13 protein-coding genes are annotated in these 15,911 nt (G+C 68.6%); 6 read left to right on the forward strand and 7 right to left on the reverse strand.

Annotated features, from left to right (window positions below; translation table 11 throughout):
• Positions 1–46: 46 nt before the first annotated feature.
• The 7 genes from EOJ32_RS10110 to EOJ32_RS10140 are packed head-to-tail and all read right to left on the reverse strand — an operon-like array spanning position 47 to position 8,872.
• Positions 47–856, reverse strand: a complete 810-nt coding sequence (locus EOJ32_RS10110; protein WP_127898478.1) for an LpxI family protein — start codon at positions 854–856, stop codon at positions 47–49.
• On the reverse strand, positions 853–1,641 hold the full coding sequence (lpxA, locus tag EOJ32_RS10115; protein ID WP_127898479.1) for an acyl-ACP--UDP-N-acetylglucosamine O-acyltransferase: 789 nt from the start codon (positions 1,639–1,641) through the stop codon (positions 853–855). The genes EOJ32_RS10110 and lpxA overlap by 4 nt, the downstream gene beginning before the upstream one ends.
• The gene (gene fabZ / locus EOJ32_RS10120; protein WP_045981419.1) at positions 1,634–2,110 is read right to left on the reverse strand and encodes a 3-hydroxyacyl-ACP dehydratase FabZ; all 477 of its coding nucleotides are present in this window, start codon (positions 2,108–2,110) and stop codon (positions 1,634–1,636) included. The genes lpxA and fabZ overlap by 8 nt, the downstream gene beginning before the upstream one ends.
• Positions 2,111–2,170: 60 nt before the next feature.
• A complete protein-coding gene (locus tag EOJ32_RS10125) occupies positions 2,171–4,261 on the reverse strand; it encodes a hypothetical protein (protein ID WP_164871431.1) in 2,091 nt (696 codons plus the stop codon).
• On the reverse strand, positions 4,258–7,005 hold the full coding sequence (locus EOJ32_RS10130) for a DUF4159 domain-containing protein (protein WP_127898480.1): 2,748 nt from the start codon (positions 7,003–7,005) through the stop codon (positions 4,258–4,260). The genes EOJ32_RS10125 and EOJ32_RS10130 overlap by 4 nt, the downstream gene beginning before the upstream one ends.
• The gene (locus EOJ32_RS10135) at positions 7,005–7,868 is read right to left on the reverse strand and encodes a DUF58 domain-containing protein (RefSeq protein WP_127898481.1); all 864 of its coding nucleotides are present in this window, start codon (positions 7,866–7,868) and stop codon (positions 7,005–7,007) included. Before EOJ32_RS10135 ends, EOJ32_RS10130 begins: the two co-directional genes overlap by 1 nt.
• Positions 7,865–8,872 carry a MoxR family ATPase gene (locus EOJ32_RS10140; protein ID WP_045980722.1) on the reverse strand — a complete coding sequence of 336 codons (1,008 nt, stop codon included), beginning with the start codon at positions 8,870–8,872 and terminating at the stop codon, positions 7,865–7,867. Before EOJ32_RS10140 ends, EOJ32_RS10135 begins: the two co-directional genes overlap by 4 nt.
• 63 nt (positions 8,873–8,935) lie before the next feature.
• Here EOJ32_RS10140 and EOJ32_RS10145 point away from each other — a divergent pair, with 63 nt between their 5' ends.
• The 6 genes from EOJ32_RS10145 to ahcY all read left to right on the forward strand — a co-directional run bounded on the left by EOJ32_RS10145 (position 8,936) and on the right by ahcY (position 15,908).
• A complete protein-coding gene (locus EOJ32_RS10145; protein WP_127898482.1) occupies positions 8,936–9,481 on the forward strand; it encodes a DUF1285 domain-containing protein in 546 nt (181 codons plus the stop codon).
• The gene (locus tag EOJ32_RS10150; protein ID WP_045980724.1) at positions 9,482–10,240 is read left to right on the forward strand and encodes a hydroxypyruvate isomerase family protein; all 759 of its coding nucleotides are present in this window, start codon (positions 9,482–9,484) and stop codon (positions 10,238–10,240) included.
• Between the two features lie 218 nt (positions 10,241–10,458).
• Positions 10,459–11,583 carry a hypothetical protein gene (locus EOJ32_RS10155; protein ID WP_240542402.1) on the forward strand — a complete coding sequence of 375 codons (1,125 nt, stop codon included), beginning with the start codon at positions 10,459–10,461 and terminating at the stop codon, positions 11,581–11,583.
• Between the two features lie 141 nt (positions 11,584–11,724).
• Positions 11,725–13,545 carry a translational GTPase TypA gene (gene typA, locus EOJ32_RS10160; protein WP_045980726.1) on the forward strand — a complete coding sequence of 607 codons (1,821 nt, stop codon included), beginning with the start codon at positions 11,725–11,727 and terminating at the stop codon, positions 13,543–13,545.
• A gap of 257 nt (positions 13,546–13,802) precedes the next feature.
• On the forward strand, positions 13,803–14,447 hold the full coding sequence (locus tag EOJ32_RS10165; RefSeq protein WP_167550349.1) for a TetR/AcrR family transcriptional regulator: 645 nt from the start codon (positions 13,803–13,805) through the stop codon (positions 14,445–14,447).
• Between the two features lie 75 nt (positions 14,448–14,522).
• Positions 14,523–15,908 carry an adenosylhomocysteinase gene (ahcY, locus tag EOJ32_RS10170; RefSeq protein ID WP_127898484.1) on the forward strand — a complete coding sequence of 462 codons (1,386 nt, stop codon included), beginning with the start codon at positions 14,523–14,525 and terminating at the stop codon, positions 15,906–15,908.
• Positions 15,909–15,911 lie beyond the last annotated feature (3 nt).

Here is a 15,911-nt window from a genome sequence, read left to right on the forward strand (position 1 = left end):
CTGCCAAGTCATGGGTATTGGGACCGACGCGAAAGGGCCAGCCTTTTCAGTCCAGCCCGCCTGCCGCCCACAGGAACAGGCCCGCCGCCTGTGCACGGCGCACCATTTCGGGGCGGTCCAGCAGGATCACCTGTCCCCCCGCCCAGGCAATGCCGGCAAGTCCCGCCGATACGGCCTGATCCACCGTGTCGGGCCCAAGGGTCGGCAGGTCGATGCGCAGATCCTGTCCCGGCTTCGGCGCCTTGTAGAGGACACCGCGGGCGCCTTTGGGATTGGGGCGCAGCTCGGCATGACGCGCAGCGAAATCAAGCATCGCGGCAGTGCCAGGCAGCGTTTCCAATGCCAGACACAGGCCCTGCGCGACGACCGCCCCTTGACCCAGATCCAGCGGCCCGGTCTGGGCCAGAATCCGCGCGGCCCGGCCCGCGTCCCTGCGGTCAGCATCGGTCGGCTCTCCGGTCAGGATGCCTTCCTCCGGGATAAGATCAGGCGCAATTTCGCTGACGGAACAAACCGTAAGGTCATTCTCTTCGAAAATGTCGAGGACTGTTCGCAACGCCGCGTCATCGCCCGACTGCATGGCGGTCAGGATGCGGGGGACAAGCTGCGCGGTGCGCGGGTCGAACGCCTCGGGGTCCAGCCGCGGCCGGCGGATCGCGCCGGCAAAGACCACGCGGGTCACCCCTTTGGCATGCAGATCATCCAGAAACGGTACCAGACGTTCCAGCTGGAACGTCGTGGCGGCCAGGCCGTCCGGGGCAAAGCCCGGCAAGGCGAAGACCAACGGATCGTCCAGGCAGTCGGCAACAGCCGGGGCCAGGGCGCCCTGCCCCGCAATGATGGCGATCCGGCTCATTCGGGTTTGGGCGCCAGAAAGCTGCGGTCGGACGGCCCAAGGATGAAGTCCAGCACGTCGCGCTCCATGCCGGTCACCTGCGCCTCGGCACGCGTACGGGCCGTATCGCGGAAGGATCCGCGACCCAGGTCGCCCAGCAGGGACCGCAGCGCCGTGATGTCGGACCGGGTCGCGCCGCGACGCTTCAGCCCGATCAGGTTCAGGCCGTCCAGGTGCCCGCGCGGTCCTTGGACCAGGCCATAGGGGATCACGTCGGCAGTCACCATCGTCACCGCCCCGATCATCGCGCCGCGGCCGATGCGGACCCATTGATGCACGCCCGACAACCCGCCCACGATCACGTCATCCTCCAGCACGCAATGGCCCGCTATGGCCACGCTGTTGGCGAGGATCACCCGGTCGCCGATCCGGCAGTCGTGGCCCACATGGCTGGACGCCATGAACAGCCCGTCATCGCCCACGGTGGTGACGCTGCCGCCGCCGGCGGTGCCGGGGTTCATCGTCACGTATTCGCGGATGCGGTTGCGGGCGCCGATCTGCAGGCGGACGTCCTCGCCCTTGAACTTCAGGTCCTGGGGAACCTCTCCGATGCTTGCGAAGGGAAAGATCACCGTCCCCTCGCCCACCGAGGTGTCGCCGGTCACGACGACATGGGATTTCAGCTCCACCCCGTCCGCCAGCCGGACCTTGGGTCCGACCACGCAGAACGGGCCGATGCGCACCCCTGCGCCGATCTGGGCGCCGGGTTCGATCACGGCCGAAGGGTGGATCAGGGCATCAGCCATCCTTACGGGCCATCATCGCGGTGTATTCCGCCGACGCGCACAGCTGGCCGTCGACCATGGCCTTGCCCTCGAACTTCCAGATCTTGCCGCCGCCGCGGATGGCGCGGCAATGCAGTTCCAGAACGTCGCCCGGCACGACCATGCGGCGGAACTTGCAGTTGTCGATGCCCATGAAATAGGTCTGCATTTCCTCGTCGATGACGTTCATGCTGATGCCCACCACGACGGCCGCGGTCTGGGCCATCGCCTCGATGATGGTCACGCCGGGCATGATCGGGTGGTTGGGGAAATGCCCCTGGAAATGCGGCTCGTTGCTGGTCACGTTCTTGATGCCCACCGCACTCTCGAACGGGACGATGTCGCGCACCTTGTCGATGAACAGGAAGGGATAGCGGTGGGGGATGATCCGCTTGATCAGCGACAGGTCGGCCTCGGTATAGGGGGCGGGATTGCGCGTGTCGTCAGCCATTTGCGTTCCTTGAGACGGTTTCGTCGGGGTTACCAACCGGGGGGCCGGATGGCAAGCGGGTCAGGCGGGACGGCGCCGCCCCTCGGCCAGCCAGCCGGTCAGGATCAACCCCGCGATCAGCGCCAGCCATGCCCATCCGGGCAGCAGCGGCCTGCGGTCCAGGCCGGTGACGGTCGCGGCATCGCGCGGGGTGACGCCGATCCAGGGGCCGCCCAAGCCATCGCCGCTGGCCGCCCGGCCCGCACGCGTCTGGCGCAGGTCCGGCACGCCGTCCGACAGGCGCTGGACCGAACCGCCGCTGGCCTCGACCAAGGGTGTCAGCAGGGGCGCGTCGGCCACCGTCTCCTCGAATTCGCGGGGCGCCGCGGGGCCAAGCGCCAGCACGCGGCGCATGTCGCCATCCGCAAGGCGGTACAGGCCGGGTTCGGGCGCGGTCCAGTCCGCGACGAACCGGCCCGGCCCGTCGGCGGCCAACGGGACCTGGCTGATGCTTCCGTCGGGGGCGGTGACCTGCAGCGGCCCGGCACTGTCCTGCATCGTGCGGCGGGTGAACCGGACGGCCAGACCGTCGCGGACATCCGCCAGCAGGGCTTCCTCCTCCAGCTCGGGCTCTTTCATCGACCAGTGGGCGATGCGGCGCAGCAACTCCAGCTGCGGGCCGCCCCCCTCGAACCCGCGCCCCCACAGCCAGACCTGGTCCGACGTCAACAACGCGACGCGCCCCTCTCCGACCCGGTCCAGGATCAGCAGCGGCTTGTCCTCGGCCCCGGTCATGGCGACCTGGGCGTCGCTTGTGGGCGTGACCTCGGACAGGCGCAGCCAGCGGCCCCAATCGGGAGCGTCGGGATCGGGGCCGCCCAGGCCCGCGGTCACCGGATGGCGCCGCCCGTCATCGGTCAGGCGCGGCGTGAACGGCTGGTCGATGACGCGACCGGTGGGCCGCGCAGGCAGGATCGGCCCCAGAGGCGACAGGTTCAGGCTTTCGACCGACGCCATTTCGGGGCCGGCCGACACCAGGATCGCGCCGCCTTCCTCGACGTATCGGGCGATGTTCATGTAGTATTCGGGCGGCAGAATGCCCCGCACGCTATAGCGGTCAAAGATGATCAGGTCGAAATCATCGATCCGTTCCAGGAACAGCTCTCGTGTCGGAAACGCGATCAGCGACAGCTCGTCCACCGGGACGCCGTCGAACTTGTCGGGCGGTCGCAGGATGGTGAAATGGATCAGGTCGACCGCGGCGTCCGATTTCAGCAGGTTGCGCCAGGTACGCTCACCCGCATGGGGCTCTCCGGATACCAGCAGCACACGCAGGCGGTCACGCACGCCGTTGATGCTGATGGCGGCGGCATTGTTGCGGTCGGTCAGCTCTCCGGGTGCGTCGTCCAGCGCGATCTGCACGACGTTCTGGCCGGCATGGCCGGGCGTCACCGGCAGGGACAGGCTGGTGTTCAGGGGCACGGCGACGGTCTGCTCGTCCTCGCCGTCCACGGACAGTCGCAGGGTGACGCTGCCGGTGCGGCTGGCCTCGGGGACCAGGCCCTGATCCTCGACGCGCAGGCGGATGGTGACCTCCTGCCCGATCAGGCCAAAGGCCGGGGCCTCCTCGATCACCAGGCGGCGGTCCCAGTCCTGCGGCTGACCGGTCAGCAGCACGTGCAGCGGCGCCGCCATCCCCTGCGGCAGCATCTGCGGGTCGTGCAGGCGGCCATCGGTGACGGCGATCACCCCGGCCAGCCGAGCCTCGGGTTCAGCGGCGATGGCGCGCGACAGGGCGGTGGCCAGCGCCGTGCCGTCATCGCTGTCGCCCACGGTCACGCGACGCAGGTCGGTGCCGGGCAATGCGGCGATGCCCGCGGACAGGTCGTCCACCGCCTGATCGACCTGCGCGGCGCGCCCCGGCAGGGCCTGGCTGGCAGAGCGGTCATCCAGCAGGATCACGATGTCGGACAGGGCCGCACGCGTGCCCAGTTCCAACGCCGGCCCGGCCAGAGCCAGCGCAGCCGCCAGCCCCGCCAAGCCGCGCCATGCCCAGCCCCGCAGCCCGCGCCACAGCGCGAAGGCCGCGACCAGCACCGCCAGCGCGGCCAGCATGCCGATGGCCCACCACGGCAGGGCCGGGTCGAACCGCAGCTGGGTCAGGGATGTCATGGTGCCAGGATCTCCTCGGTTCGCAGGCGGTCCAGCAGGGCGGGCACATGCACCTGGTCGGATTTGTAGTTTCCGGTCAGCACGTACATCACCAGGTTCACGCCGAACCGGGCCGCCATCTCTCTCTGGCGGTCACCCTCCCAGCCCTGTCCGATGGGATAGGCGGCATAGCCGTCGGCGTTGACCGCCCAGGCCTCGGCCCAGGAATTGCCGCCGATGATGACCGGGCTGACGCCGTCGTTCAGCTGGCGGAACGGCACGCCGGCCTCGGCCTGGGACGAGACGGTCGGGGCCTCGGCCCAGACCGGATTGCCCTGCCAGCGGCCTGGAAAGTCGTCCAGCAGGTAGAATGTCCGCGTCAGCACGTGATCATCGGGAATGGGCGCCAGGGGTGGGATGTCCAGCGGCGCGGCCAGGCGGCGCAGCGCCTGCGACATGTCGGGGCCGCCGACACCCGCGATGTCGCCGTCGCGGGTGTCGAACAGGATCATTCCCCCCGACCGCAGAAAGGCGTTCAGCCGCAGATAGGCCTGCGGTCCGGGCGCGGGCTGTGCATCGGTGATGGGCCAATACAGGAACGTCAGCAGCGACAGGTCGTCCTGGTCCAAATCGATCCCGATCGGCTGTCCCGGCTCGACCGAGGTGCGGCTGCGCAGCGCCTGCGACAGCCCGGTCAGACCCTGTTCGGAAGCCTGATCGATCCGCGCGTCGCCCGTCACGACATAGGCCAGCGCCACGTCGGCCGCGGCCCGCATCAGATCGGGGTCCAGGTCCTGCGCCTGCGCCCGCGGGCCCGGCAGCGTCGCCAAAACAAGCGCGACCGCCGCCATGGCCCCTCGCCTGCGTCCGCGCCCCAGCCAAGCCGACCCGATGGCATCCAACGCCAGCAGCAGCGCCACCGCGGCCAGCAGCGCGCCCTTCAGGTCGCGTCCCGGCGTGGCGGCGACGGCCTCGACCGTGGCGCCGGGCCAGGTCGCCCGCACGAAGGGACCGCCCGCGTTCAGCGCCCGGCGCCGCTCGCCCGCCGCATAGATGCCCGCGGGGCGGTCGGGGCCCGTCCCCTGCGCCAGATCGGCGGCGGGCACCGGGGTCAGGCCCTGGGCCTCGGCGGGACGCCCGAACCCGTCCAGCACGGCCTCGGGCGTCCAAAAGGGTTGAGTCAGGTCCTCGGTCGCAGCCTCGGAGGGTGACAGGCGGGCGGTAGCGACAAGGCGCTCCATCATCTGCGGGAACAGGCTCGACAGCGGCAGGTTCGACCATTCGGCATTGGCCGTCACATGGACCAGCACGACCTGCCCCTGGCCAAGCCGGTCGCGGGTGATCAGCGGCGTGTTGTCGGACAGCGACGCGATCGTGCGCCCCGCCAGATCGGGCGCGGGCTGGGCCATCAGCTGCGCGCGGACGGACACATCATCCGGCACGGGCAGGCCCGCAAAGGGACCGTCATCGGGGAACGGCGCGAGCCCGCGCGGGTCGCCCCAGGACAGCGCACCGCCGATGTCGCGCCCGCCTTGGCGCAGCGCCACGGGCAGCAGCGGTTCTTCGGCCAGGCGGTCGTAACCGGCCATGCGCGGCCCCGCAAAGCGGATCAGCAGCCCACCTTCGGCCACCCATTGAGTCAGGTCCAGCGTCTCGGCCAGCTGCACCTGATCTGCCAGCACGATCACGTCGGGCGCGGTGTCCAGGACATCGCCCAAGGCGCCTTCGACCAAGTCGGTCGTGGGGGCCAGCGCCTGGCGCAGGTAGTGGGTTTGGGCCAACAGCTGCTGGCCTTCGGCCAGCGGATCGCCAACCAGGGCCACCTTGCGGCGGCGCACGCGGTCATCCGCCAGAACGACCGCGCCGGCATGGGTCTCGGCCTCGATCTGAAAGCGAGTGATCCGGTTGCGCAGTTCGGGCGGCAGGTCGATGGCCACGGGGCGGACGGTCAACCCGTCGGCATCCGTCGCGTCGCCGGGCGTGAGGCTGGCCAGCGCACGCTCGATCCCCTGCGGATCGGGGCCGATGGCCTGGATCGCCGGGGCGGCATCATCGACCGAGGTCAGCGTCAGCGACGGCGTGTCGCCCGCAGCCAGCGCCAGCGTCCGCAGCGGACGCGCGGGCGGCACGACCGTCACCGTGCCGCGATCCGCCAGGGCCGCCAGCCAAGCCGCGCGGTTCGGATGATCGGTCCCGTCCGCGATCCACAGCGTCGACAGCGACCCCTCCGGCGCATCGGCCAGCGTGGCGCCCGGATCGTCGGGCAGACGCGTCGACCAGGGTTGCGGCTGCGCCGCGCGCAGGCCGGACAGCAGGGCATCGGCGGGCTGGAACGCCAGTGCGCCCTGACCCCGTCCGTCGGCCATCAGCAATGCCGCGGGCCGACCCGCGGCGGCGGCATCCGTCAGGGCGGTTTCGACGCGTGTCTGGCGGGCCGCCCAATCGGGCGCGGCGGCAAAGCCTGCATCCATCACGATCAGCAATGGCCCGTCGGCCGCGGGCTGCACCACGGGGCGCCAGACGGGCCCCGCAAAGGCCAGGATCGCCGCCGCCACCGCCGCCAAACGGATCAGCAGCAGCCACCATGGCGTGCGGCTGGCGATGGGCGCGCGATCGACAAGCCCTGCCAACAGGGCGACGCCCGGAAAGATCACCCGCCGCGGCGCGGGCGGCATGGCGCGCAGGATCACCCACAAGACCGGCAGCGCGATCAGCGCGCCCAGCAGCCATGGCGCGGCGAAACCCAAGGGCCCCAGCAGCAGCATCAGCGCGCCCCCTGCCCCAGTGCCTGCCACAGCCAGTTCAGCGCCTGTGCGGGGTCGGCGTCCGTCAGATGCGTGCCGAACTGCCAGCCTGCCCGCCGCGCCTGCCCCTCCAGCCAGGCCTGTCGTTCGGCCAGCCGGGCCAGATAGGCCGCGCGCAGCCCGCCGGCATCGCGGCTGTCATGCCGCAGGCTGCCAGAGCGGAACTCGACCGCGCCGTCATAGGGGAAATGCGCCTCGTGCGGGTCCAGGATCTGGAACAGCAGGCCCGACAGGCCCAGGCCCGCCGCCTGCCCCAGCAGGTCCGCAACCCAGCCCGGATCGGTCAGGAAATCCGACAGGATCACCACCCGCAGGTTCGGTCGCAGGGCGTGGGCCGGGGCGGCATCCTCGGCGGCGGTACCCGTGGCCAGCTGTTCTGCCAGGCGGTCGGCCTGGATGCGGCCGGCCCGTGCGGGTTGGCCCAGCAGCCCGACCTTTTCCCCCCCGCGCAGCATCAGCATGCCAAGCGCCAGCGTCAGGATCTGACCGCGTTCGGCCTTGGTCGGGCGGTCGGGCCCGCCGGTGAAATCCATGCCGGGCGCGCGCGACAGCCACAGGGCGGCGGATTGCGCCGTCTGCGCCTCGCGGTCGCGCACGAACTGGCTGTCCGACCGGCCGGACCGCCGCCAGTCGATGCTGCGCGCCCCGTCGCCCGCGCCCGCGGGGCGGTACTGCCAGAAATCCTCTCCGGGACCGGCGCGGCGCAGGCCATGGGCGCCCGGGGCTACCATCGCGGCCAGCCGTTCGGCCGACAGGATCAGGCCGGGCAGATGCCCGGCGACCCCTTCGGCCCGCGCGCGCAGATCGGTGGGCGTCACGCTCATGCGGCGCGACGGGTGCCGATGCGGTCGTCCAGCAGGCGGCCGATCACCGCGTCGACCGTCTCTCCGCGTGCCCGGGCAGCGAAGGACAGCGCCATGCGGTGCCGCAGCACGGGCGCCGCCATCGCGGCCACGTCGTCCAGCGTCGGCGCATAGCGGCCGTTCAGCACGGCACGCGCGCGGCTGACCAGCATCAGCGCCTGCGCGGCGCGCGGACCCGGCCCCCAGGTCAGCGCATCGGTGACGAAGGACGCGGCCTCGGGTGCGCCGGGGCGGGCGGCGCGGACAAGGTCCAGGATCGCCTCGACCACGGTCTCTCCCACGGGCATCTGGCGGATCAGGCGCTGTGCCGCGATCAGCTGGTCAGGGGTGAAGGCCGCGTGCGGGGTGTCATCCTCCAGCCCCGTGGTGGCGATCAGGATCTGGCGTTCGGTGTCGCGGTCCGGGTAATCGACGTCGATCTGCAGCAGGAACCGGTCCAGCTGCGCCTCGGGCAGCGGATAGGTGCCCTCCTGCTCGATCGGGTTCTGGGTGGCCAGGACGTGGAACGGACGGCCCAGGGGGCGGTGCTGGCCGCTGATGGTGACCTCGCGCTCCTGCATGGCCTGCAGCAGGGCGGATTGGGTACGGGGGCTGGCGCGGTTGATTTCGTCGGCCATCAGGAGTTGCGTGAAGACCGGCCCCTCGATGAAGCGGAACGCCCGGCTTCCGTCGGGCCGCGCGTCCAGGACCTCGGACCCCAGGATGTCGGCGGGCATCAGGTCGGGCGTGAACTGGATGCGGGCGCTGTCCAGGCCCAGAACCGTCGACAGCGTGTCGACCAGCATCGTCTTGCCCAGGCCCGGCTGCCCGATCAGCAGCGCGTGCCCCCCGGACAGGATCGATGCAAGAACCTGTTCGACCACCTCGTGCTGGCCCACGAAACGGCGTTCGACGCTGGCGCGGGCGTCCGACAGGCGGGCGGCCAGGGCCTGGACCTCTTGCACCAGAAATTCGTCCGACGTCATGACATTGCCCCCGCGCTGGTTTAAGGAAAGCATAGGCAGTCCAGACACAGGCGACCAGATCGAATGGCGGAAAACGGTGACAAAAGCGTGAACCCCGACGGGCTGGCCCAGGCCGCGGCGATCGCGGCCAAGGACGGGCCTGCGCCCGTGCATCTGTGGAACCCGCCCTATTGCGGAGAGATGGACCTGACCGTCTGCGCGGACGGCACCTGGCTGCACGAAGGCACGCCCATCGGACGCCCCGCGATGGTGCGACTGTTCGCCAGCATCCTGAAGCGTGAGGGCGACCGATTTTACCTGGTCTCTCCGGTCGAGAAGATCGGCATCCGGGTCGAGGATGCGCCCTTTCTGGTCACCGATGCCGACATCGCTCAGGACGCGATCACCTTCGTCACCAACATGGGCGAACGGGTGACGGCGGGCCCGGATCACGCAATCATCATCCGCGGCACGGCCGAGGTTCCGCGGCCCTATGTCCATGTGCGCGGCGGGCTGGAGGCGCTGATCGACCGCAAGACCTTCTACCGTCTGGCGGCCGCGGCCGATCCCGGGCCCGACGGGCGCGCGGCGGTGCGGTCCGGCGGACAGTCCTTCGCGCTGGAGCCCTGAATGCCGCAGTTCGCAGCCAATCTGACGACGCTGTTCACCGAACTGCAGATGATCGACCGCTTTGCCGCCGCGGCCGAGGCCGGGTTCACCGGGGTCGAGATCCTGTTCCCCTATGACATCGCGGCGCAGGACCTCTATCGCGCGTCGGTCAAGACGGCGCTGCCGATCGTGCTTATCAACGCGCCGCCGCCGAACTGGGCCGGCGGGCCACGCGGGTTTGCCGCCGTTCCGGGGCTGGAGGATCGCTTTCGTCGCGATTTCGAACGCAGCCTGCGCGTGGCGCAGGCGCTGCGCGCGCGTCACATCCACATCATGGCCGGTCGCGCCGAGGGTGCTCAGGCGCTGGAGACCCTTGTCGCGAACCTGTCCTGGGCCGCGGACCGCGCCCCCCATGCCAGCCTGACGATCGAACCCGTGAACGACACCGACATGCCGGGCTATTTTCTGACCGATTACGGCATGGCCATCGACGTCATCGACCGCATCGCCGCGCCGAACCTTGGGCTGCAGCTGGACACCTATCATGCGCAGGTCATCACGGGCGACATGCAGGCCTGCTGGCGCAAGGTCGCCCCGCTGGTGCGCCACATCCAGATCGCGGGCCATCCCGGCCGGAACGAGCCTGACGTCGGCACCCTGGATTATCCCGCCCTGTTCGCGGAGTTGGACGACTGGGGGTACCGTGGCTGGGTATCGGCGGAATACGCCCCCGTCCGAACCACCCAGTCCGGATTGGGCTGGCTGCACGCCGCCGGTTGAACCCGCGCAACATCCGGTCGGATTTTCCTGTGCAACAGGGAACTTGCGCGCAGCGTGGTCCGTTTGCTGACAGATGCGTCGCCGTGTCGCGCCCCCGGGCGCGGCAGACGCCGAAAGCAAAGGGAAAATGCCATGAACTCGATCATCTACATTGTCGGCCTGGTTGTCGTCGTCCTGTTCGTCCTGTCGTTCCTCGGCCTGCGTTGAGGGTTAACAGCATGAACGAAAACCTCGAAGCAGCCGGCACCGGCTCGCGCCCCCATGTCGACTGGGCATCCATCCTTGCCGGTGCGGCCATCGCCGCGGGCGCCTCGGTCGTCTTCACGGGCTTCACGGCTGCCATCGGTCTTGGTTCCGTCTCGGCAGAGCCGGGCGAAGGTTTGGGGACGTTCGCCCTGATCCTGGTCGGCCTGTTCGCCTTCGCGTCCATGGTGGCCGTCTATGGTCTGGGTGGATACGTGTCGGGGCGGATGCGCCGTCGCACCCATTCCGGTGAGGACCAAACGGATGCACGTGACGGCATCCATGGCCTGACCGTTTGGGCAATCGGCATGATCCTGACGGGCATCCTGGCCGCAGGCGCGGTCTCCAGCGGCGTTCGCGCGGCCGGCAATGCGGCTTCGACCGCGGTCGAGGCCGCAGGTTCCGCCGTGGGTGGTGCCGTTCAGGGCGCCGGCCAGCTGGCCGGCGGCGTCGTCGGTGGCGTTGGCCAAATCGCTGGCGGTGCCGTCAGTGGCGTCGGTCAGCTCGCCAGCGGTGCGATTTCGGGCGCCGGTGAGGCCGCTGGTGGTCAGGACATGGGCGGCAATCCGCTGGACTATGTGACCGACCGTCTGCTGCGCAGCGAGGCTGCGGCACCGGATCAGTTCTCGAACGAGGCGATCCGCAACGAGGTCACCGGCATCCTGGGCACCGTGCTGCGCACGGGCGAGGTGGCCGATGACGATCTGGACTATCTGCGCGACGCGCTTGCTGCCCGTACCGACCTGACCCCGGCCCAGATCGACGCCCGCGTCGAGGAAGCCGTGACCCAAGTCCAGGACCTGCGTGCCGAAGCCGAAGCCCGCATCGAAGAAGCGCGGACCCAGGCTGAGGAAGCCGTGGCCGCTGCCGAACAGCGCGCCCAGGAACTGCAGGCGCAGGCCGAACAGCAGCTGCAGGAGGCACAGGATGCCGCCATCGCCGCTGCCGAATCCGCCCGCCGCGGTGCGGTGTGGAGCGCGCTGTTCCTGGCCGTGTCGTCGCTGGTCTCTGGTCTGGCCGCCTGGATGGGCGCCATCAAGGGCGGTTCGGACCGCGATGCCGGTCGCGTCTGGGGCGGCCTGTCGCGTCGCCGCACCTGACGGGACGTCTCCGTCCGACGCGACGGAACTGTGACAAGCATGGCCCCCGACCCCCGTGTCGGGGGCCACACGCATTTGCGGGCTGGCATTCGCGGCCCTTATCGGCTAGGGCAGCCGCGAAACCTACAGATTAAGGCCGTCATGGATATCCGCAACATCGCCATCATCGCTCACGTCGACCACGGCAAAACCACCCTGGTGGACCAGCTGCTGCGTCAGTCGGGCTCCTTCCGCGACAACCAGGCCGTCGCGGAACGCGCGATGGACAGCAACGACATCGAACGTGAACGCGGCATCACCATTCTGGCCAAGGCAACCTCGGTCGAATGGAAGGGCACCCGCATCAACATCGTCGACACGCCCGGCCACGCCGATTTCGGCGGCGAGGTCGAACGCATCCTATCGATGGTGGACGGCGTCTGCCTGCTGGTCGACGCGGCGGAAGGCCCGATGCCCCAGACCAAGTTCGTGACCTCCAAGGCACTGGCCCTAGGCCTGCGCCCGATCGTCGTGCTGAACAAGGTCGACAAGCCCGCAGCCGAGCCCGACGAGACGCTGAACGATGTGTTCGACCTGTTCGCCAACCTGGGCGCCAGCGACGAGCAGCTGGACTTTCCGCATGTCTATGCCTCGGGCATCGGCGGTTGGGCCGACGCGACGCTGGACGGCGAGCGCAAGAACATGGACGCGCTGTTCGACCTGATCCTGAAGCACGTGCAGCCGCCCAAGCAGATCACCCGCGCGGACGAGCCGTTCCAGATGCTGGCGACCACGCTTGGCGCCGACGCCTTCCTGGGCCGTCTGCTGACCGGTCGCGTCGAGGCGGGCACCGCCAGGGCCGGCGACACGCTGAAGGCGCTGTCGCGCGACGGCGAGCGGCTGGAGCAGTTCCGCATCAGCAAGATCATGGCGTTCCGCGGCCTGACCCAGACCCCGATCGACGTGGCCGAGGCCGGTGACATCGTGACGATCGCGGGCATGGCCAAGGCCACCGTGGCCGACACGCTGTGCCACCCGGACGTGATGGAGGCCCTGCCCTCGCAGCCGATCGATCCCCCGACCATCAGCGTCACCTTCGGCATCAACGACAGCCCGCTGGCCGGCAAGGACGGCAAGAAGGTCCAGAGCCGCGTGATCCGCGAGCGCCTGATGAAGGAAGCCGAGATCAACGTCGCCATCAAGGTCGAGGACACCCCCGGGGGCGAGGCCTTCGTTGTCTCGGGTCGCGGCGAACTGCAGATGGGCGTCCTGATCGAGAACATGCGCCGCGAAGGGTTCGAGCTGTCGATCAGCCGCCCGCGCGTGATCTACAAGGAAGAGGACGGCCAGCGCCTGGAGCCGATCGAGGAAGTCATCATCGACGTCGATGATGAATACACCGGCGTGGTGATCGAGAAGCTGACCGGCGACCGCAAGGGCGACCTGGTCGAGATGCGTCCCGCCGGCGTCGGCAAGACGCGCATCGTGGCCCATGTCCCGTCGCGTGGCCTGATCGGCTATCAGGGCGAGTTCATGACCGATACGCGCGGCAACGGCGTGCTGAACCGCATCTTCCACGGTTGGGCGCCGCACAAGGGCGCCATCCAGGGCCGTCGCCAGGGCGTGCTGATCAGCATGGAGAACGGCGTGTCCGTGTCCTATGCGCTTTGGAAACTGGAAGATCGCGGCAAGTTCTTTATCGGCGCCCAGGAAGAGCTGTATCAGGGCATGATCATCGGCGAACACAGCCGGGACAACGACCTTGAGGTGAACCCGCTGAAGGGCAAGCAGCTGACCAACGTCCGTGCCTCCGGCACCGACGAGGCCGTCCGCCTGACGCCCCCGGTCCGCCAGTCGCTGGAAGAGGCGATCGCCTATATCAACGACGACGAACTGGTCGAGGTCACGCCGAAGAACATCCGCCTGCGCAAGCGGCACCTGGATCCGCACGAACGCAAGCGCGTCGCACGGTCCGGCGCCTGATACGCATCCACCGCGAGGTTGCTGAAATCACAGGTCCGCGTGCCCCCCGGCACGCGGACCTGTCCATTTAGATATGTCGCCAAGGCGACACTTCGTGCTATGATTGTATTATCCGAATTGCGCACCCGTTTAAGATGCACAAATTTGGTTGCTACACTGATTCCACGGCTGCTTTTCTGGGGCATTCTGGCCCTAAATCACATTCAAGTCATCTGTTTTCGTTTGGCCCACCCCGCAACGGATCGGATTGCATCGTGATGAAACACCTGTCGGAACGCCGTGACCCCAGGGGTCTGCACGACCGCGCCATCAGTGCCGCGATGACGCTTGTCTTGGACCAACGCCGCCAGCCCCCCACGATTGCCGATATCGCCGAAGCCGTCGGCGAACCCGTCGAACGGGTCCGTGCCTTGTTCGCCGATGAACGCACCCTGCTGGTGGCCAGTGTCGAACAGGCGCTGGTCGTGCTGATCGACAGCTGCACCCGCGCGGTGGTCCGCGTCGATCCCGACGACCCCGTCGCGCAGTTCCTGAGCCTGGGCGACACCTATCTGGATTGGGCCTGCCGCTATCCCGCGCAGTTCAGGCTGCTGCAGGACTGCGATCTGACCAACGCGCGGCACGAACCCATCCTGCGCCGCTATACCGACAGCATCGCCGATCTGACGCTGCGCATGCTGGCACGGGCCCGCGATACCGGTCGCCTGCACCCGCGCGAGGATATCGCGATGCTGGCCCTGTCCGCGCGCTGCTATGTGGTGGGGCTTGCGCGGCTGGTTCTGGACGGTCGCCTGAAGGATTGGACCGAGGAACGCGATTCCCTGACCACCGCCAAGCATCTTACCCATGATTTCGTGCATCGGATGGCGCGCAGCAGCCAACCCCATATGGCCGGCATGTGACGGATTAGCCCCTTTCGGACCCATGGTGCTTGCGGTATCCCGGTTGCAACCTGTGAATGACCGAAGAGAGCAGCCGTGACCGATTACATCATCAAGGACATTGCGCTGGCCGAATACGGCCGCAAGGAACTGGACATCGCCGAGACGGAAATGCCCGGCCTGATGGCGCTGCGTTCCGAATACGGCGAGGCCAAGCCGCTGGCGGGTGCCCGGATCGTCGGCAGCCTGCACATGACCATCCAGACCGCCGTCCTGATCGAGACGCTGACCCATCTGGGCGCGGATGTCCGCTGGGCGTCCTGCAACATCTATTCGACCCAGGATCACGCCGCTGCCGCCATCGCCGCCGCGGGCGTTCCGGTCTTTGCCATCAAGGGGCAGAGCCTGGCCGAGCATTGGGATTACCTTGATCGCTCGTTCCAGTTCCCCGAGGGCCCGAACCTGATCCTGGATGATGGCGGCGATGCGACGCTGTACATCCTGCTGGGTGCCCGCGCCGAGGCCGGCGAGGACGTGATCCCCGTGCCGCAGTCGGACGAAGAAACCGTCATCAAGGCGCAGATCGCCAAGCGTCTGGCGCAGTCGCCCGGCTGGTTCACCAAGATGCGCGACCAGATCGTCGGCGTGTCCGAGGAGACGACAACCGGCGTCCACCGCCTGTACGATCTGCAGAAGAACGGCCAGCTGCCCTTCCCCGCGATCAACGTGAACGACAGCGTGACCAAGTCGAAATTCGACAACAAGTACGGCTGCAAGGAATCGCTGGTCGACGGCATCCGCCGTGCCACCGACGTGATGATGGCGGGCAAGGTTGCCGTCGTCTGCGGCTATGGCGACGTGGGCAAGGGCTCGGCCGCCAGCCTTCAGGGCGCCGGCGCCCGCGTGAAGGTGACCGAGGTCGATCCGATCTGCGCGCTGCAGGCCGCGATGGACGGGTTCGAGGTCGTGACCCTGGAGGATGTGGCCGACAGCGCCGACATCTTCATCACGACCACCGGCAACCGCGACGTGATCCGGTTGGAGCACATGCGTGCCATGAAGGACATGGCGATCGTCGGCAACATCGGCCATTTCGACAACGAGATCCAGGTCGCGGCGCTGCGCAACCACAAATGGACCAATATCAAGGACCAGGTGGACATGATCGAGATGCCTTCGGGCAATCGCATCATCCTGCTGTCGCAGGGGCGCCTGCTGAACCTGGGCAATGCCACGGGCCACCCGTCCTTCGTGATGTCGGCAAGCTTCACCAACCAGGTGCTGGCGCAGATCGAACTGTGGACCAAGGGCGACGACTACAAGCCCGGCGTCTACATCCTGCCCAAGGCGCTGGACGAAAAGGTCGCGCGGCTGCACCTGGACAAGATCGGTGCGAAACTGTCCGTGCTGTCGTCCGAACAGGCCGCCTATATCGGCGTGACGCCCGAGGGCCCCTTCAAATCCGACCATTACCGGTATTGATGT

It is taken from the genome of Paracoccus sp. Arc7-R13 (assembly GCF_004010775.1).
GTDB classification, from domain to species: domain Bacteria; phylum Pseudomonadota; class Alphaproteobacteria; order Rhodobacterales; family Rhodobacteraceae; genus Paracoccus; species Paracoccus marcusii.